Consider the following 18,396-nt stretch of genomic DNA (forward strand, 5'->3'; position numbering starts at 1 on the left):
CAAGAAAATCCCCTTCCCGCTTGCGGGAAGGGTTAGGGATGGGCTCTTTCTACCGTTCAATCCCGTCATCCAAGTATATTTTCTCCGATAACGCCTAACTTTTTTGCAGATGGAAGGCGTTATTTCCCACCTTTTTTGGGCGGAGGAGGCGGCATTGACGGAGCCGCTGACCGAGTTTGGCCGAAGCTGGCATAATGCCCATCACTGTTTCGAACCGGCACCGACGGCGGTGGTGGTGGTGGGGGGGGAGGCGGTGGTGGGGGGGGAGGCGGTGGTGGGGGCGGGGGCGGTGGTGGTGGTGGTGGGGGCGGTGGCGGTGGTGGTGGATTGTTGGGTCTGCTCATTGAGACGCTCCTGTGTTTGGGTCACCGCAAAAAACGAAAGAAAAGCTATCGCAAGAAAGAATGTGACAAACGCACCAAATTGACAAATTTTAACGAAAAGATTTGCCCACGGCTCTTTTACGACTTTTGTTTTCTTCGTATAGTACGCTTCTAAATTTTTTTGCTGATCTCTATTGGCTTTGGCCGAAAAAAGAAACTCCACCATGGATAATAAAAGGGATGAAGCACTAAAAACAAAGAAATAAATTAAATACAATAAAGAATTTGGAAATATTTTCGATGTTGACTGGGTCAAAAACCCTGCAGCCAAGCCTATTAATAAAGATGTAACTTGAATTATTGTCTTTATAAAAGTATCTTCTGAATCTCTCCATGCTTTTATTAGATCTTTTCGTTCTTCCATCATTGTAGCATGAAGGGCATTTTCATCACACCCGTCGAGTGGGTGTGATTCCGTAGTGATAGTCTCCCGCGAGAGTGAAGCTGCTAGACTCCGTAGGATACTTGCAAGACGTGACCGCATCATTCTAACCTTATAGAAATTATGAATAAAAGAGCACGGTCGCGTAATTACTCCGATGGTTTAACGACAAGGTTGCGCGAGGGGCCAAGCCCCTCGCATAATCCCTACCCCTTTCACCTCACTCCGCCGCGATCCCCGCAGCCCCGAACATATCCACCTCAACCTCCACCGGCGCTGGCTCGTTCGCCGCAGACTTGGCGTTGCGGCGTTTGTCGAAGCTGCTCCACACGGTGTTCCAGTCGCCCTTGGTGGCGGCTTTCGAATATTCGGTGGCGCGGGTTTCGAAGAAGTTGGCGTGTTCCACGCCGTTCAGCAGCGGGGCGAGCCAGGGGAGGGGGTGGTCTTCGATCATGTAGACCGCGGGCAGGCCAAGCTGGCTCAGGCGCCAGTCGGCGATGTAGCGGATGTAACGCTTGATTTCCTTGGCGCTCATCCCCGGAACCGGGCCTTGTTCGAACGCCAGGTCGATGAACGCGTCTTCCAGCCGCACGGTCTTCTGGCAGCAGTCGATGATGTCTTCCTTCACCGCCTTGGTCAGGCAGCCGCGTTCCGCCACGAAAGCGTGAAACAGCTTGGTGATGCCTTCGCAGTGCAGCGATTCATCGCGGATAGACCAGGTGACGATCTGGCCCATGCCCTTCATCTTGTTGAAGCGCGGGAAGTTCATCAGCATGGCAAAGCTGGCGAACAGTTGCAGCCCTTCGGTGAACCCGCCGAACATCGCCAGCGTACGGGCGATATCTTCGTCATTGTCGACGCCGAAAGTTTGCAGATAATCGTGCTTGGCCTTCAGTTCCTCGTACTCAAGGAACATGCCGTATTCGCTTTCGGGCATGCCGATGGTGTCAAGCAGGTGGCTGTAGGCCGCGATGTGCACCGTCTCCATGTTCGAGAAGGCGGCGAGCATCATCTTGACCTCGGTCGGCTTGAACACGCGGCCGTATTGTTCGTGGTAGCAGTTCTGCACTTCCACGTCGGCCTGGGTGAAGAAGCGGAAGATCTGGGTCAGCAGGTTGCGCTCATGCTCGGAAATCTTCTGTGCCCAATCGCGGCAATCCTCGCCCAGCGGCACTTCTTCGGGCATCCAGTGGATCTGCTGCTGACGCTTCCAGAACTCATAGGCCCAGGGATATTCGAAGGGCTTGTAAGTCTTGCGGGCTTCAAGAAGTGACATGATCGGGCGTCCTGTACTGATTCTGGCAATGTAGGGATTGGCGGGCGACGGCGAAAGCGCGGGCGCGCGAATGGCCGGGGATTGATAGGCGGTTTTCCCCCGCCCTGATCGCTGCCCGAACAGGCAGGCGAATGCGGACTGGCGCACGGGCCGCGCGGACTGGCGTGGGCGGGCAACTGACCACGGAACGGGCGTTGTGGCGCGCTGTTCTCGTCACATGCCTGCCGGAACGAACGGCAGGGAAATACCCTTCTGAAAACGCAGGAGATTTGACATGGGCGAATATGAATCGAACGATTCGCGGAACGTGACCAATACAGGCAATCGCCCGCAGGCGGCCGGCAGCTTTGAACAGCAGGGCAACGCGCGGTGGAATGGCGATACACAGGCCAGCCAAAGCCAGCAGGGCAACGGCCAGCAGGGCAGCTTCAATGACGCGTCGGGTCAGCAATCGCAGTTCGATGGCGGTGACAACGACTGGTCGGGCCGTGTGCGCGAACACATGGAAGTGATCGGCGCGGACGGCACGCATGTCGGCACGGTCGATGGCGTGGATGGCCACCGCATCAAGCTGACCAAGCGTGAGAACGATGCCGGACATGAGGGTGGAACCCATTCGGGCCACCATCATTACCTGCCTGTCGGGCTGGTTGCCGGTGTCGAAGGCGACAAGGTGCGGCTCTCGGCCAACGGTGATGTGGCCTGGGGCATGCTCGAAGAAAAATAGGTCCCGGTCTGCCGCGGGACGCCCAAGCAGGCCTGACCGGGTCTGTCGATACGTCCCGCCCCCTTCGGGACCAGGTCGTCCCCCGCGACCGGAGAGCGCCCCGCGTAATCGCGGGGCGTTTTTCCGTGTGGTGGTATGGGCAACCGCGCCGGAACCTACTTCCAGAACAGACCGGGCTTGAGGCTGCGATCCTTGCGGTTCTTCCACATCGAAAGATACATCCACAGGCCGGAAATGCTGAAGAACAGCAGCGCCAGCCCGGTCATCAGCGAAATCGCGGTGCCGACAGGGCCGAATTCCTCGCCCGAATGCAGGTGATGGAACCAGCCGACCAATGCCTTCATGCTGCCTTCGGGCGCCTTGGGACGGCACATCATCGTTTCGGGGCAGACGAAGCCCTGCGGCACGGGCGGCGGAGCGGCGGCCTCGGCTGCGGGCCACAATGCGGTCACATGGCTGGCAACGCCCGTGAAGGCCATCCACAGCATGAACACGCCGAAAAACACCGTGATCCAGCGGTGCCACTTGCGCATAGTCAATTCCTTCCGTTCCCGGCGAACACGTTGCCCCCAGTTGCGTCCCGGCCGGGATCAAGCCGGACGCAGTGCTATTCGCGCGCGAATGGGCGCGGGGCAAGCCGCGAAGTGTCGCGGGATGTATCGCCGGGACAGGCATGACGCGACCTCAACAACGGGCCATTGCTGACCCAGATTCACTGATCCAGATTCACTGATCGAGATTTACTGGCAGGCGAGGCATTCCTCGTAATCGGTTTCGGCAGCGGCAAGCTCGATCCGCGGCGCGGTGGCGGTATTGTCCGCCTCCACCCCGCCGGCAAACCCTGCTCGCTGGACCGATTTCGAGCGCAGGTAATAGAGGCTCTTGATGCCGCGTTCCCATGCCTGGAAGTGCAGCATCATCAGGTCCCACTTGTCCACGTCTGCCGGGATATAGAGGTTCAGCGACTGTGCCTGATCGATATAGGGTGTACGGTCCGCCGCGAATTCGAGCAGCCAGCGCTGGTCGATCTCGAAGCTGGTCTTGTAGACCGCCTTTTCCTCTGGCGAGAGGAAATCAAGGTGCTGGATCGATCCGCCGTTTTCAAGGATCGAGTTCCATACGTTGTTGGAATCCTTGCTCTTTTCGGCCAGCAGTTTCTGCAGGTACGGGTTCTTGACCACGAACGAGCCGGACAGCGTCTTGTGCGTGTAGATGTTGGCCGGGATCGGTTCGATACAGGCCGACGTACCGCCGCAGATGATCGAGATCGACGCGGTGGGCGCAATCGCCATCTTGCATGAAAAGCGCTGCATCACGCCCATGTCGGCGGCATCGGGGCACGGCCCGCGTTCCTGCGCCAGCATCAGCGAAGCCTCGTCCGCCTTGGCCGCGATGTGGCGGAACATCTTGAGGTTCCACGCCTTGGCCATGGCCGATTCGAAGCCGATGCCCTTCATCTGCAGGAACGAATGGAAGCCCATCACGCCCATGCCGACCGAGCGTTCGCGCATCGCGGAATATTTGGCGCGGTCCATCACGCTGGGCGCGCGGTCGATGTAATCCTGCAGCACGTTATCGAGGAAGCGCAGCACGTCTTCGATGAACAGCTTGTCGGCGTTCCATTCGTCCCAGGTTTCAAGGTTGAGCGACGACAGGCAGCATACCGCCGTGCGATCGTTTCCGAGGTGATCGCGGCCCGTGGGCAGGGTGATTTCCGAACACAGGTTCGATGTCGAGACCTTCAGCCCCAGATCGCGGTGATGCTTGGGCATCATCCGGTTCACGGTATCGGAAAACACGATGTAGGGTTCGCCCGTGGCCAGGCGGGTTTCGACCAGCTTCTGGAACAGCGAGCGCGCATCGACCGTGGCGCGGATCGAACCGTCCTTGGGGCTGCGCAAGTGGTGTTCGCGCCCATCGCGCACGGCTTCCATGAAATCATCGGTCAGCAACACGCCATGGTGCAGGTTCAGCGCCTTGCGGTTGAAATCCCCCGATGGCTTGCGAATTTCGAGGAATTCCTCGATTTCCGGGTGGCTGACATCGAGATAGCATGCCGCCGAACCACGGCGCAGCGAGCCTTGCGAAATCGCAAGCGTGAGCGAATCCATCACGCGCACGAACGGGATGATCCCGCTGGTCTTGCCGTTCAGGCCCACGCTCTCGCCAATGCCGCGCACCTTGCCCCAGTACGTGCCGATGCCGCCGCCGCGCGAGGCGAGCCAGACGTTCTCGTTCCAGGTGGCGACGATGCCCTCAAGGCTGTCATCGACCGAATTGAGATAGCACGAGATCGGCAACCCGCGCCCGGTGCCGCCGTTCGAGAGCACGGGCGTTGCCGGCATGAACCACAGCTTCGAGATGTAGTCATAGAGGCGCTGGGCGTGATCCTGATCGTCGGCATAGGCATCGGCCACGCGCGCGAACAGGTCCTGATACTTCTCACCGGGCAGCAGGTAGCGGTCGTCCAGCGTATCCTTGCCGAAATCGGTGAGGAGCGCATCGCGGCTGTCATCGGTAACGATGGTGAAGCGGCGCGGATTGACCTTCTTGGAATCGCTTTCGGGCTGCGCTGCTGCAACCGCCGCCGCCGCGACCGTGGCGGCCATGCCTGCGACCAGCGCCTCGCTGCCTGCGTCCTTGGTGTTCATGTCCATCGCCTTTGCTGCTTCGGCAGGTGCCGAAGCGCTGCTGCCCTCAGCAAGGGCAAGTTCGTCCTGTGCAGCCACCGAGCCGTCTCCAGTTCTGAAATCCACGTCGCAACCCCTGTCTGAACGCCCAAGTCAACTATCGGGCACATCGCCTCTTCGAATCGGAACCAGCCCGACCATAGCGGAGATGGAACATATCAGGAACACTATTCCTGAAAGCTCCACCGCGCTGCAATCTCAAATCATGGTGGACCGCGTGTTCGAACTGACAAACCTTTGCCAATTCGCGGAAAACGCGCACATCAACGCCAAACAAGGTCTAGAGGTTCCCCCGAAGTCCAACCACAACCCATAGTGCCTCAACCGGTTTGAGACACAAGAGGGTAACAGTGCTGAGGCAGACTCGATTCGTCGTACGCTCGATTCGCTTCGTCGCTCACCAACCCATGTTGCAGTGCAGCGACGCGCGGGAGAAGCGCCACTTCAAGTGGCAATCTGCGCTTGTCGGAATTTATTTGGTCCGCGTCGGCAAATTGTGGACAAGAACGGGTCAACCGGTCCCATATGGTGTGTCCACAGGAATGGAGCGTAGGCGTGCTGAATATTCTCTCGATCGTGTTCACCGGCCTTGTCGTGGGCGTGCTCGCGCGGTTCTTCTATCCCGGCGATGTCGATATCGGGATGCTCAAGACGATCCTGCTCGGCGTCGGCGGCGCGCTGGTGGCGGGGCTGTTTGCCAGTTGGCGGACCAGCAGCACGTTCGGCGATGGCGTGAATCGCGCAGGCTGCCTTGCATCGGTGATCGGCGCGATGCTGCTGATCTTCATCGGGCGCAGCCTCTAGTTTTCGCGCAGAGACCGCAAAGTGCGCAAAGACGTTGCGTGCAGTCCAAGGCGTGGAACGGGCAATATGATTTGTGCCGACTTCGTCGGTGAATGCAAAGGAACCTCTTTGCGTCCTCTGCGTGAACCACTTCAAGCCCTTGGCGCGACCCGCCTGTAGCTGAGCGCTTCGGCGATGTGGATGCGGCCCACGGTTTCAGCTCCGGCAAGATCCGCAATGGTGCGCGCCACCCTTAACATGCGGGTATAGCCCCGCGCAGACAGGCGCATGGCATCGGCAGCTTGGGCCAGAAGCTTGCGGCCCGGCTCGTCGGGCGTGGCATATTGATCGAGCAGGTCGGCGTCGAGTTCGGCATTGGTGCGGCGGCCCGTCCCCTCCAGCCGCGTGGTCTGGATCGCGCGGGCGCGGGCCACGCGCGCGGCGACCTGATCGGACCCTTCGGCGGGCGGCGGCAGGGCAAGGTCTGCGGCGGAAACGGGGTCAACGTCCACGTGCAGGTCGATCCGGTCAAGCAGAGGCCCGGACACCTTGGATTGATAATCGGCGGCACAGCGCGGCGCGCGGCTGCACCCCAGCGCCAGATCGCCCAGATGGCCGCAGCGACACGGATTCATCGCCGCGATCAGTTGGACCCGCGCAGGGAACGTGACGTGGGCATTGGCGCGCGCCACGGTGACTTCGCCGGTTTCCAGTGGCTGACGCAGCGAATCGAGCACCGCGCGCTGGAATTCGGGCAATTCGTCAAGGAACAGCACGCCCAGATGTGCCAGACTGACCTCGCCGGGCCGCACTTTCAGCCCGCCCCCGGTCAGCGCGGCCATCGAGGCGGAGTGATGGGGGCTGCGGAAAGGCCGGGCGCGGCTGATCCGGCCATCCTCAAGCGTGCCCGCGACCGAGGCGACCATCGACACTTCCAGCGCCTCTGCCGCAGTTAGTTCGGGCAGGATGCCCGGCAGGCACGATGCCATCAGCGATTTTCCTGCGCCCGGAGGCCCGCTCATCAACAGGTTGTGCGCGCCCGCTGCGGCGATTTCGAGCGCGCGCTTGGCGGTTTCCTGTCCTTTCACCTGGCGCAGATCGGCGCGGCGGCGCGGCAGCTCTGCCTCGCCCTGGCGCGGAGCGGGCAGACGGTGCGTTCCCTTGAGGTGATTGAGCAACCCGACAAGATCGGGCGCGGCGATCACATCGATCCCGCTCGCCCAGCGCGCCTCCGGCCCTTGCGCGGCAGGGCAGATCAGGCCCTTGTCCTGTCCGCTGGCGTGAAGCGCGGCCAGCAGTACGCCGGGCGAAGGCAGGACGCGGCCATCCAGAGCCAGTTCGCCCACCGCCACGTAATCGGCAATCTGTTCCAGATCGACCACGCCCATCGCCGCCAGCAGCGCGAGCGCGATCGGCAGATCGTAGTGCGATCCTTCCTTGGGCAGATCGGCGGGGGAAAGGTTCACGGTGATTCGCTTTGGCGGCAGCGCAAGGCCAAGCGCGGACAGCGCCGACTGCACCCGTTCGCGGCTTTCGCCCACGGCCTTGTCGGGCAGGCCCACCAGCTTGAACGCGGGCATGCCGGGCGCAACCTGGCACTGCACCTCCACACCGCGCGCCTCAAGCCCCAGATAGGCAACCGTCGATACCAGCGCGACCATGCATGCTCCTGTCCTATCGGTGTAATTGCGTAGGGATCGGGCGCGGGGAAGCGAAAGCGTCTGATTTCCGCCAATTCGGAAGCATCTGACTCGGTTAGGACAATTGATGGTGAACCCGATTTAACCGCGTTCCTTGGCAGTTCGGCAATCCGGTCAGGCCGAAAGCAGATGCAATGCTCCGCCGCCTGATCCTGCCCGCGATTGCCGCCCTGCTGGCTTGCCAGCCACTGGCCGCGCGCGAGGTTTCCACCCGGACCTGGGTCGAGAACGGCGTCACCTGGACCGAGACGACCGTCGTCGAGGTGGAAGAGCCGGGGTCCGAGCGGCTGGTCGGGCTGCACGAAGACCTTGCGCGCAAGGGCATCGCCAGCTTCGGCCCGTTCGAGGTGATCGACGGCACCCGCGCTGCCCTTGTTGCGGAAACCGACAGCTATTCGCCAGCGGACTTCCAGAAAATGTTGCGCGCCTATCCTGCAATCCGCGTACTGGAAATGGCCGATTGCCCCGGCACGGTCGATGATTTCGCCAACCTGCGGCTGGGCCGGATGATTCGCGCGCGCGGCATTGCCACGCATGTGCCCGATCATGGCTCGGTACGCTCAGGTGCGGTTGAACTGTTTCTTGCAGGGGCGAGCCGCCGCGCTGCGCCCGATGCTTCATTCGCCGTCCATTCGTGGATCGATGAAGACGGGCGCGAACCCGGCGACTTTGCCGCCGATGCCTCGGTCAACAAGGCCTATGTCGATTACTACCGTGAGATGGGACTGGCAGGGGACAAGGCCGTGGCGTTCTATGCCCTGACCAATTCGGTGCCCAACGATGATGTACTGATGCTGGGCACCGCGGACATGGCGCGGTTTGCGGCGCTGGATTGACGATCTGAAGTCGAAGCCCACCCCCAGCCCCTCCCGCTTGCGGGAGGGGCTGGGGGTGGGCCTCTACGCCCGCATCAATGCGCCGCGCCCCATGACAGTCCGGTGCCGATTTCCACGCCCAGCGGCACCGTCAGCTTCACCGAAGGCTCCGCCGCTGTAGCCATCACGCGCTCGATCACCGGCCTTGCGGCTGCGACATCGCTTTCAGGCATTTCGAACACCAGTTCGTCGTGGACCTGCAACAGCATCTTCACGTGCCCCAGCCCTGCCTCGTCCAAAGCCGGCATCATGCGCGCCATCGCGCGCTTGATGATATCCGCGCTGGTGCCTTGAATCGGCGCGTTGATCGCGGCGCGTTCGCTGCCCTGGCGCTCGGCCTGGTTCTTTGAACCGATGCGCGGGAACCACGTCTTGCGGCCGAACAGCGTCTCGGAATAGCCAAGCTCGCGTACGCTTTCCAACGTGTCGTGGATATAGCGCTGGATGCCGGGAAAGCGTTCGAAATAGCGGTCGATCATCGCCTGCGCCTCGTCCGCGCTCACGCCCAGCCGCCCGCCAAGTCCCCAGCGGCTGATGCCATAGAGGATGGCGAAGTTGATCGTCTTGGCTCGTCCGCGCGTGTCGCGGTCCACGTGGCCGAACATCTCCATCGCGGTGCGCGAATGGATGTCTTCGCCCGCCGCAAAGGCCTCCTTCAGCGCGGGCACATCGGCCATATGGGCTGCAAGGCGCAGTTCGATCTGGCTGTAGTCTGCCGCGAGCAGCACATTCCCCGGTTCCGCCACGAAGGCATCGCGGATCTGGCGGCCGATCTCGGTGCGGATCGGGATGTTCTGCAGGTTCGGATCATTGGACGACAAGCGCCCGGTCTGCGCACCGACAAGGCTGTAGCTGGTGTGGACACGGCCTGTATCGGGATTGATCGCGGCTTGCAGCGCATCGGTATAGGTGGACTTGAGCTTCGACAACTGGCGCCATTCGAGGACCAGCGTGGCCACTTCGGCGCCCTGTCCGGCAAGGCCTTCGAGCACGGACTGGTCGGTTGAATACTGCCCGGTCTTGCCCTTCTTGCCGCCCTTGTAGCCCAGCTTGTCGAACAGCACCTCGCCCAGTTGCTTGGGGCTGCCGATGGTGAAGGCCATGCCCGCTGCTTCGTGGATCACGCCTTCCAGCCGTGCGATCTGTGTGGCGAATTCGGCGGAAAGGCCGGCCAGCCGTTCGCGGTCCACCTTGATGCCGTTGCGCTCCATCATGGCCACCACCGGCACCAGCGGGCGATCGACGCGCTGGTAGACGCGCGTGCCGCCCTCTTCGGCAAGGCGTGGCGCGAACAGGCGGTGCAGGCGCCATGTCACGTCGGCATCCTCCGCGGCGTAGCGCGTGGCATCGGCCAGCGGCACTTCGGCAAAGGAGATCGCCTTCTTGCCGCTGCCGCACAGTTCCTTGAAGGTCATCGTGGCGTGGCCAAGGTGGCGCTCGGACAATTCGTCCATGCCATGCCCGGCAACACCCACTTCACCACGTCCGGCATCAAGGCAGAAGCTCATCACCATCGTATCGTCGATGGGCGCTACGGCTATGCCATGCCGGGCAAGGATGTTGATGTCGTACTTGATGTTCTGCCCGACCTTCAGCACCGCATCGCTTTCGAGCAAGGGCTTGAGCAGCGCGAGCGCCGCCGCCTTGTCCACTTGCAACGGCTTTTCGGCGAACATGTCGGTCCCGCCGTGACCGAGCGGTATGTAGCAGGCCTGATTGGGACCAAGCGCAAGGCTGACCCCGACAAGATCGGCGCGCATCGCGTCCAGCGCGCTGGTTTCGGTATCGACCGCCACGACGCGCGCTTCGAACGCGCGGGCGATCCATTGTTCGAGTTCGCCGATGGACTGGATGCAGGCGTAGCTCTCGCGATCGACCGCAGGCCATGCGGGAAGGGGGCGGGCCGCACCGGCCACCGTGGCGGGAGCGGCCACGTTATCGGGCTTTGCAGGATTGAGCTGCGTCTTGGGGCCGGGGCTGCCTTGCCCCCCATCCAGCCGCCGCAGCAGGCTGGTAAAGCCATGCTCGGTCAGGAACGCGGCCAGCGGGTCGCGCGGGATCACCTCCAGCTTGAAATCCTCGATCGGCACCGGCAGCGGGCAATCTTCCTTGAGCTGGACCAGTACGCGCGAAAGCCGCGCCATGTCGGCCTGCTCGATCAGGCTTTCGCGCAGCTTGCCGGCCTTCATCGTCGGCGCAGCGGCAAGCACGGCTTCAAGATCGCCGTGTTCCTGGATCAGCTTGGTCGCGGTCTTGGGACCGATGCCACGGATGCCGGGCACGTTGTCGACCGAATCACCCATCAGCGCCAGCACGTCCCCGACCCGTTCAGGCTCCACCCCGAACTTCTCGACCACTTCGGCCACGTCGATTCGCAGGTTTTTCATCGTATCGAGCATGTCGATGCAGCCGCCACCCTCGGCACATTTGCCGACCAGCTGCATCAGATCCTTGTCGGACGACACGATCGTCACGTCCCAGCCGCGCAATGTGGCGGCGCGGGCATAGGACGCGATGATGTCATCGGCCTCGACCGCTTCTTCCTCGATGCAGGCAAGGCTGAAGGCGCGGGTGGCATCGCGGATCAGCGGAAACTGCGGCACCAGATCTTCTGGCGCGGGCGGGCGGTTGGCCTTGTATTGATCGTAAAGATCATTGCGGAACGATGTGCCCGCCTTGTCGAGAATGACCGCCAGATGCGTGGGACCATCGGCTTTGTGCAGGTCTTCGGCCAGTTTCCACAACATTGTCGTGTAGCCGTAAACCGCCCCCACCGGTACGCCGACGGGGTTCGTCAGCGGGGGCAGGCGGTGATAGGCGCGGAAGATGTAGGCCGACCCGTCGACCAGATAAAGATGCTGCTTTTCGTCCATCCCGGGGTGTTAGCAGGGCTTCTCGCCCACGTCATGGGGCTTGCGCAGAACACCCTTAACAACATTTCGGCGCATGCGCGGGGCGCCTGAACGCCCCGGATTCAGGCGAAAAAAAGGCATTCCCGCCCGCGCAATAGGCAGGTTGAAACAAGTTGCTGTCGTGTTCTGCTTGCAAGCCGATGAATTGCCGATTAATTGGGTCCCGAAGTCTACCGGCTGAGTAGGCTTTGCGGCGGGCTGCTTGCCCGGCGCGGTTCACTTCAATCCAGGGATTGTAACGCATGCGCAAGCTCATCCTCGCCGCTGTCGCCGGCACCGCCTTTGCTCTTGCTGGCTGCTCGGAAAAGCCGGCTGAAGAAGCCACCGAAGCTGCTATGGAAGCTACCGAAGCCGCTATGGACGCCTCTGGCGCCGCCATGGACGCTTCGGGCGCCGCTTCGGAAGCCGCCGCTGACGCGAGCGAAGCTGCTTCGATGTAATCCATTCCCGCAAGGGATGGTTGCAAAGATTGAAGGGGCGTGGCCTTCGCGGGCCGCGCTCCTTTGTCTGTGGCGAATATGCCGGTTGCAGAAACAGTCGCCGTAAACCCGCCCCCAGCCCCTTGTATCTGGACGTTGTTGGTTGATTGCGATGTAATCGGCTGATCGCCGGGGTGGGTGGCCACCCACCCCGGCGCTGCGGTGCTGTCGCCCGTCACCCCTCAGGCAGTAACCGTAAGGGAGCCTGGGACCAGCACCGCTTGTCACGCACGACCGAATAGTCGGCAGGTGTCTCAACCGTACGGACAAGGCAGGTTACCGTGATCGAAACGATTTGTGGAGTGGATGTTAGCAAGGCCTGGCTTGATGGCTGGATCGAGGCCGGCGGCTATCGCCGGTTCGCCAATGATGAGGCGGGGATTGCTGCGTTGGTGGACTGGGCCGGTCGCCATGGCGCAGGGCTGGTGGTGATGGAATCCAGTGGCGGGCTCGAACAGGACGCATTCCTGGCGCTGTGGCGCGCAGGCATGCCCTGTGCCCTGACCAATCCCAGAGCGGTACGGCATTTTGCCGAGGCGATGGGGCGGCTGGAGAAGACCGACCGTATCGATGCAGAGGTCATCGCCTGCTTTGCTGCGGCACGGCGGCTACGGCCAACGCCGCCACCTTGCGACGAACAACAAAGGCTTAGCGCGCTTTCTGCCCGGTTGCGGCAAGTGACAGGCGATATCACGGTGCAAAAGCAGCGCCTGCATTCCACCCGCGATCCGCTTGCCCTTGCCAGCCTGAAAGAGGCCATCGCCTTCTTCAATACCCAAGCCAAAGCGCTGGCCCGTGAAATCGCAGGCCTGATCGAACACGATCCCGTCTGGACCGCGCTTGATCGCACACTGCGCTCGGTCAAGGGCGTGGCAGATCGCACCGTTGCCACCCTGCTGGCCGAACTGCCCGAAATCGGAACCCTGTCGAACAAGGCCATCGCCAAACTTGCAGGCCTTGCGCCCATCGCGAACGACAGCGGCAAACGATCCGGTGCCCGATCTATCCGTGGTGGAAGAAGCTCTGTCCGCTCGATCCTCTTCCTCGTCGCCGACATCGTGCGAAAATTCGATCCGGCCATGGCAGAGTTCCGCCAACGCCTGCTCGACCAAGGTAAACCCAAAATGGTCGTCCGCATCGCCCTCGCCCGAAAACTGCTCGTCCGACTCAACGCAAAAGCACGCGAAACAAGAGCTGAAATTGGTCAGTGACACTTGACCTGTCAGATAGTCGCTCCCTTCAGGGAGGGGAGCGAGACTTGCGCTTCTGAAAGAAGCGTTAGTCGCAGCGGGGAGGGTGGTCTACGCCCCGTGTTTGCAAACGATACAATCCCTTGTCTTTGGGACTCACGCCGTTTGCCAACAAGAAACCGCCGCGCAGCATGGGCTACGCGGCGGCGTGAACGTCAGATCAGCAGCAGCGCATGATCAGCGCCGCACAAGATCCTGCGTATTCTTGGCCAGCGGCGTACTGTAGCCATCGTAGATCGTCCGCATCATCCGTGCGATCAGCTTTGCGTGAGTGGCATGGCCTTCCGGGCCGGTCACGAAGAACGCTACTGCAAGATGCCGCCCGTCGGGCAGGCGGACGATGCCGACATCGTCGGTAACACCCCACAAAGTGCCGGTCTTGTGCGCGACCAGCGTACCTTCGGGCAGGCCCGCGCGGATGCGAGTCTTGCCGGTGCTTGTCCGGGTCATGGTATCGAGCAAGACCGCCCGGCTTTCGGGAGTGAGCACACCACCGCGATCGATCGCGGCCAGTAGCGCGATCATCGCGCGCGGGGTGCTGGATGTGCGGGTATCGATCACGCGCGCCGGATCGACCTTGCCATCGTCGCGCACCAGCGTCGCCATGGTATGATCGAGCCGCTGGCCGGAAATGCCGTTGCGGGTCAGCCAGCGATTCACGTTCTCGAACCCGCCGACGACGTTGATCAACCCGTCGGTCGCCTCGTTATGGCTGCGCGTGATCATCAGTTCCATCAGGCTTTGCGCCGTCATCACCGTGCCCGCGCGGAGCGGTGCTTCCGGGCTGGTCGACCCGGTTTCGCGCACCCTCTGCATCATCGGGAACTGCTGGTCGAGCCGGTAGGTGCCTTTTTCCACCTGTTCCAGAAATGTCGCGGCCACCGCAATCTTGGCGGTGCTGGCCATGGGGAAGGGCATGTCGCCATTGACGAAGATCTGGCCGCCGCCGTCAAGGTCCATCGCGGCAACGCCGATCCTGCCGCGACCTTCGGCGGCAATGGCGGCAACCTGCTGCTGGATGATCTGGTCGCGCTGGTCGAGTACGGTAACGGGCGCGCGGCTCTGCACAGCCGGAACGGTAGCGACGAGCGCAGGCGCTGCGGTAAACAGCGCGGCGATGATCCTTGCGGTGCGGAACTTCATGCCGATACCCTACCCTGAACCCGGTTTATGTGTCTTTAACAAACGTAACGCATTGCGATTTCTGCGCAAAGTGGGATTTCAAACGCCCCGGCGCGCATTTTGCCCAGACTGGCGAAAGGGCGGGAACCGCATTTGCGCGATAAATGCGCGGTTTGGCTCATTCGAACAGGCGGTCGAACCAGGTTTTTCCAGACGTAGCAGGAAGTACGGCAGGCGCATCGATGAACAGGCTTTCCACCTTTTCGCGGATCGCGATGCGCTTGCCCCGAACCGGTCGGTACGAAGGTTTGGCTACAGCATAAACCAGCGCGGTGCCGTTTTCGCTCCACTTCCCGTCGAAGAACAGCGCCTGCTCCTTGCGCCTGCGGGTCAGCAAGGGGGCGGGCCTTGCCCATTCCAGCATCGCCTTGCGCGCGCCCGCAATATCTCCGTCAACGAATCGCCTGATCCAGCTTGCGCGACCGATCGCACCGGTGTTCCAGTGAAACGATAGCGCCGCTGCCAGTTCGGCCTCGGTCGGTTCGTGTCGGCCAAATGCGGCCAGCACCGGCGGCAGATACTTTTCGCGCAGCAACCACAGATAGACGCCGATGCAGTGTTCCAGCGGTTGCGGCTTGTCCTTGTAGCGCGGAAACACGGCATGGCCCGATGCATCGGTTACCCCTACGCTCCACGTCCACACGCCCACGCTGTCCTTGTAGGCTTCGGTGACGATGCCTTCGTGGGCGATCAGTTCAAGGGCAATCCGGGGGGTGATCTCGCGCATGCGCTGGCTCCGCCAAAAGCCAGCGTAGTGGCGGTGCGGGCGGACGGTAGGAAAGCGCAATTGAAACCCATCAACGCCAACGGCCCGCCTCCTTGCGGAAGCGGGCCGTCGATTCATGTGGCTGGACGCCGCCCGTTCAGGCGAAGGCAGCCTTGAGGTCGTCGACCAGATCGAGGCGTTCCCATGGAAAGAAATCGCCCTCGGCCTTGCGTCCGAAGTGGCCATATGCGGCGGAAGGTTGGTAAATGGGCTTGTTGAGGCCCAGATGCGTACGGATGCTGCGCGGGGTCAGCCCGCCCAGCCGGGCAATGCCGAGAATCGCCGCTTCGATCTTGTCATCGCCGACGCTGCCGGTCTCATGCGTATCGACGTAAAGCGACAGCGGTTCCGAAACGCCAATGGCATAAGCGATCTGGATCGTGCAGCGCGTGGCAAGGCCGGACGCGACCACGTTTTTGGCAAGATAGCGCGTGATATAGGCGGCTGACCGATCGACCTTCGTCGGGTCCTTGCCGGAAAATGCGCCGCCGCCATGCGGTGCCGCGCCGCCGTAGGTATCCACGATGATCTTGCGTCCGGTCAGCCCGGCATCGCCGTCGGGACCACCGATTTCGAACGCGCCGGTCGGGTTGATATAATACGTCGTCTCGCGCAGCAGCACCGGCGGGATCACTTCGGCCACCACACGTTTCACATAGGCTTCGAGTTCGGCATATTTGGCCGCATCGGCATGTTCGCCCGTCAGGCAGTAACCCTGCTTGTGCTGGGTCGAAACGACGACAGCCGTTGCCGCCACCGGCAGCGAACCTTCATACCGCAGCGTGACCTGGCTCTTGGCATCAGGCTCAAGGAACGGGGCCGCGCCTGAATGGCGATCCGCCGCCATGCGCTCAAGGATCTTGTGGCTGTAGTACAACGTCGCCGGCATCAGGTCGGGCGTCTCGTCAGTCGCGTATCCGAACATGATACCCTGATCGCCCGCGCCTTCGTCCTTGTTGTCACCTGCATCCACGCCCTGTGCGATTTCGGACGATTGGCCATGCAGATTGTTTTCAAAGCGGAAGCTTTCCCAGTGAAAGCCCTCCTGCGCATAACCGATACGCTTGACCGTCTCGCGCACGGTCGCTTCGATTTCCTCCCTGGCGCCGGGCGCCCATTCGCCGTTCTCATACACGCCCTTGCAGCGGATTTCACCGGCAAGCACCACAAGCTGGGTAGTCGTCAGGGTTTCACACGCGATGCGGGCCTCTGCATCCTTGGACAGGAACAGGTCGACGATGGCATCGCTGATCTGATCGGCAACCTTGTCCGGGTGGCCTTCGGAAACGCTTTCGGAAGTGAAAAGGTATTCAGTGCGCATTGCCAGCCCTATATAAAGGAAGCTTTATGTCTCTGGCCGGGGTCTAGCGCTTCCGCGTTGCGCTGGCAACCAGCGCTGCCACAAGAAGAACTACGGACCAGACAAGCGCCATTCCGTTACCGATGTGCGCAAACAGGGTCGGCGAATGCGGCGGCGGCACCTTGCCGTCGACCCGTCCGGCGCGCTGCGGCGGCACGAACTGGCGGACCACGCCATCGGCATCGATCACCGCGCTGATCCCGGTTGTGGTGGCGCGCAGGACGGGCAGGCCTTCCTCGATCGCGCGCATCCGCGCCTGCGCCAGATGCTGCGGCGGTCCCCATGCGCCGAACCAGCCATCGTTCGAAGGATTGAAGATGTAATCCGGGCGATGGGCCTTGTCGACGACCCGGCCGGAGAAGATGATTTCATAGCAGATCTGGAACCCGGCTTTGCCGAATGGTCCGAAATCGATGGTGCGCGGTCCCGGTCCGGGCAGAAAATCGAGGGTTCCGGCGACCAGTCGCGAAAGGCCGATGGGTTCGAGAAGCCCGCGCATCGGCAGGTATTCGCCATAGGGCACAAGGTGCGCCTTGGCATAGCTTCCCCGGATCGCGCCGGTGCCGTCAATCGCGGTCACCACGTTGTAGGCTCCGGCAACCTTCGGTCCGCGCATGGCGAGGTCGGTCGTCCCCGTCAGCAGCAGGCTGCCCGGACCGATCACCTTTCCGATCCGGCCACGCGCCACGGCAGGATCGGAGGCATAAGTCGTTTCTTCATACCAGAAGCGCGGGTAGCCGGGGCGCAGGAAATCGGGAACGCCGCTTTCGGGCCACAGCACCAGCCGGCGTGTGCCACGCTGCCGGGGAAGCGAAAGGACCGCCGTATCGCGGAACTGGTTCTCGTAATTCGCCGGATCGTTGAGCAGTTCCTGCCGGACATCGGGCTGGACAAGGGTAAAGGGCACGGTGCCTTCGCGCCGTTCGCCGTGAAGAGGCAGGACCAACAGCAGCGCAGGTCCCAGCGCATAGGCTCCGGCGCCCCATTTCTGGCCCTTTTTCCAGGCGCGCAGCGCAAACAGCCACCACCCGCCCAGCAGCACGACAAGGCCCGAAAGCGCATAAGTGCCGGTCCATTGCGAAAGCAGGGCAAGGCCGGGCCGGTCGAACCCGCCCAGCGTCACCATGGCCAGCGGGTTCCACGCAAAGCCGGTGAACAACCACGATCGTAGCCATTCGCTGAGGATCCAGCAGGCGGCAAAAGCGGGCAGCAGGGCGGCGTGGCGCGCGCGTCCCAGCCACCACGCGCCCATCGTCGCCAATGCGGGGAACGCCGCGAGGTAGATCGCCACGAGGACCACCGCGATCCAGCCCAGCCAGGCCGGCATTTCGGCCTGATAAGTGAATGCCGTGGCGATCCAGCCATTGCCCACGGTGAAATGACCCAGCCCGAACAGCCAGCCCGAAAGCAGGGCCTGACGCCAGCTTCTGGCCACGTAGATGCGATGAAGCAGGAATGCCAACGCGGCCAGCGTCAGCGGCCAAAGGCCCAACGGCTGAAAGCCGGTTGCGGCAAGGCCACCGGCAGCGATGGTATAAAGATGCGGGCGGGGGATCGGAAACTGTCTCGGCATGCCCGGCAGCTATGGGGTGCGCCGGGGCCGACCGCAAGCGGCCAGCACCCGGCGTCAC

General features: G+C 62.2%; 14 protein-coding genes and 1 pseudogene. 5 read left to right on the forward strand and 10 right to left on the reverse strand.

What is annotated here, in order from left to right; all coding sequences use genetic code 11:
• Positions 1 to 201: 201 nt before the first annotated feature.
• Positions 202 to 750 carry a hypothetical protein gene (locus LUA85_RS00720; RefSeq protein ID WP_231471937.1) on the reverse strand — a complete coding sequence of 183 codons (549 nt, stop codon included), beginning with the start codon at positions 748 to 750 and terminating at the stop codon, positions 202 to 204.
• 235 nt (positions 751 to 985) lie between these two features.
• On the reverse strand, positions 986 to 2,041 hold the full coding sequence (locus tag LUA85_RS00725; RefSeq protein ID WP_231466407.1) for a ribonucleotide-diphosphate reductase subunit beta: 1,056 nt from the start codon (positions 2,039 to 2,041) through the stop codon (positions 986 to 988).
• A 502-nt stretch (positions 2,042 to 2,543) separates the two neighbouring features.
• Between LUA85_RS00725 and LUA85_RS00730 the strand changes: the two genes are divergently transcribed.
• Positions 2,544 to 2,768 carry a DUF2171 domain-containing protein gene (locus tag LUA85_RS00730; protein WP_231471726.1) on the forward strand — a complete coding sequence of 75 codons (225 nt, stop codon included), beginning with the start codon at positions 2,544 to 2,546 and terminating at the stop codon, positions 2,766 to 2,768.
• 155 nt (positions 2,769 to 2,923) lie between these two features.
• Here the strand turns inward: LUA85_RS00730 and LUA85_RS00735 are convergent.
• Together LUA85_RS00735 and LUA85_RS00740 are read right to left on the reverse strand one after the other, a co-directional pair.
• Positions 2,924 to 3,322: pseudogene (locus tag LUA85_RS00735) on the reverse strand (PepSY domain-containing protein); the annotation flags it as partial.
• A gap of 186 nt (positions 3,323 to 3,508) precedes the next feature.
• Positions 3,509 to 5,524, reverse strand: a complete 2,016-nt coding sequence (locus tag LUA85_RS00740; protein ID WP_231466411.1) for a ribonucleoside-diphosphate reductase subunit alpha — start codon at positions 5,522 to 5,524, stop codon at positions 3,509 to 3,511.
• Positions 5,525 to 6,013: 489 nt separating this feature from the next.
• On the opposite strand from LUA85_RS00740, the gene LUA85_RS00745 reads away from it, so the two are divergent.
• Positions 6,014 to 6,262 carry a GlsB/YeaQ/YmgE family stress response membrane protein gene (locus LUA85_RS00745; RefSeq protein ID WP_231466413.1) on the forward strand — a complete coding sequence of 83 codons (249 nt, stop codon included), beginning with the start codon at positions 6,014 to 6,016 and terminating at the stop codon, positions 6,260 to 6,262.
• Positions 6,263 to 6,393: 131 nt separating this feature from the next.
• On the opposite strand, the gene LUA85_RS00750 is transcribed toward LUA85_RS00745, so the two are convergent.
• A complete protein-coding gene (locus LUA85_RS00750) occupies positions 6,394 to 7,902 on the reverse strand; it encodes a YifB family Mg chelatase-like AAA ATPase (RefSeq protein WP_231466414.1) in 1,509 nt (502 codons plus the stop codon).
• A 173-nt stretch (positions 7,903 to 8,075) separates the two neighbouring features.
• Here LUA85_RS00750 and LUA85_RS00755 point away from each other — a divergent pair, with 173 nt between their 5' ends.
• The gene (locus tag LUA85_RS00755) at positions 8,076 to 8,777 is read left to right on the forward strand and encodes a hypothetical protein (RefSeq protein WP_231466416.1); all 702 of its coding nucleotides are present in this window, start codon (positions 8,076 to 8,078) and stop codon (positions 8,775 to 8,777) included.
• A gap of 74 nt (positions 8,778 to 8,851) precedes the next feature.
• Here LUA85_RS00755 and polA read toward each other — a convergent pair whose 3' ends face one another.
• Positions 8,852 to 11,689 (reverse strand): DNA polymerase I, encoded by a 2,838-nt coding sequence (gene polA, locus LUA85_RS00760; RefSeq protein WP_231466418.1) that lies wholly within the window; start codon positions 11,687 to 11,689, stop codon positions 8,852 to 8,854.
• 281 nt (positions 11,690 to 11,970) lie between these two features.
• Between polA and LUA85_RS00765 the strand changes: the two genes are divergently transcribed.
• Together LUA85_RS00765 and LUA85_RS00770 are read left to right on the forward strand one after the other, a co-directional pair.
• On the forward strand, positions 11,971 to 12,168 hold the full coding sequence (locus tag LUA85_RS00765; protein WP_231466420.1) for a hypothetical protein: 198 nt from the start codon (positions 11,971 to 11,973) through the stop codon (positions 12,166 to 12,168).
• Positions 12,169 to 12,488: 320 nt separating this feature from the next.
• Complete coding sequence (locus LUA85_RS00770) at positions 12,489 to 13,418, forward strand: IS110 family transposase (RefSeq protein ID WP_231466349.1); 930 nt, start codon at positions 12,489 to 12,491, stop codon at positions 13,416 to 13,418.
• Positions 13,419 to 13,634: 216 nt separating this feature from the next.
• Here LUA85_RS00770 and LUA85_RS00775 read toward each other — a convergent pair whose 3' ends face one another.
• The 4 genes from LUA85_RS00775 to lnt all read right to left on the reverse strand — a co-directional run bounded on the left by LUA85_RS00775 (position 13,635) and on the right by lnt (position 18,338).
• Positions 13,635 to 14,600 (reverse strand): serine hydrolase, encoded by a 966-nt coding sequence (locus LUA85_RS00775; protein WP_231466421.1) that lies wholly within the window; start codon positions 14,598 to 14,600, stop codon positions 13,635 to 13,637.
• Between the two features lie 157 nt (positions 14,601 to 14,757).
• The gene (locus LUA85_RS00780; protein ID WP_231466423.1) at positions 14,758 to 15,366 is read right to left on the reverse strand and encodes a lysozyme; all 609 of its coding nucleotides are present in this window, start codon (positions 15,364 to 15,366) and stop codon (positions 14,758 to 14,760) included.
• A gap of 136 nt (positions 15,367 to 15,502) precedes the next feature.
• A complete protein-coding gene (metK, locus tag LUA85_RS00785) occupies positions 15,503 to 16,726 on the reverse strand; it encodes a methionine adenosyltransferase (RefSeq protein ID WP_231466424.1) in 1,224 nt (407 codons plus the stop codon).
• Positions 16,727 to 16,769: 43 nt separating this feature from the next.
• A complete protein-coding gene (gene lnt / locus LUA85_RS00790; RefSeq protein ID WP_231466426.1) occupies positions 16,770 to 18,338 on the reverse strand; it encodes an apolipoprotein N-acyltransferase in 1,569 nt (522 codons plus the stop codon).
• Between the last annotated feature and the right edge of the window lie 58 nt (positions 18,339 to 18,396).

Origin of the sequence: Novosphingobium sp. CECT 9465 (assembly GCF_920987055.1) — a bacterium.
In the GTDB taxonomy this organism is placed as follows: domain Bacteria; phylum Pseudomonadota; class Alphaproteobacteria; order Sphingomonadales; family Sphingomonadaceae; genus Novosphingobium.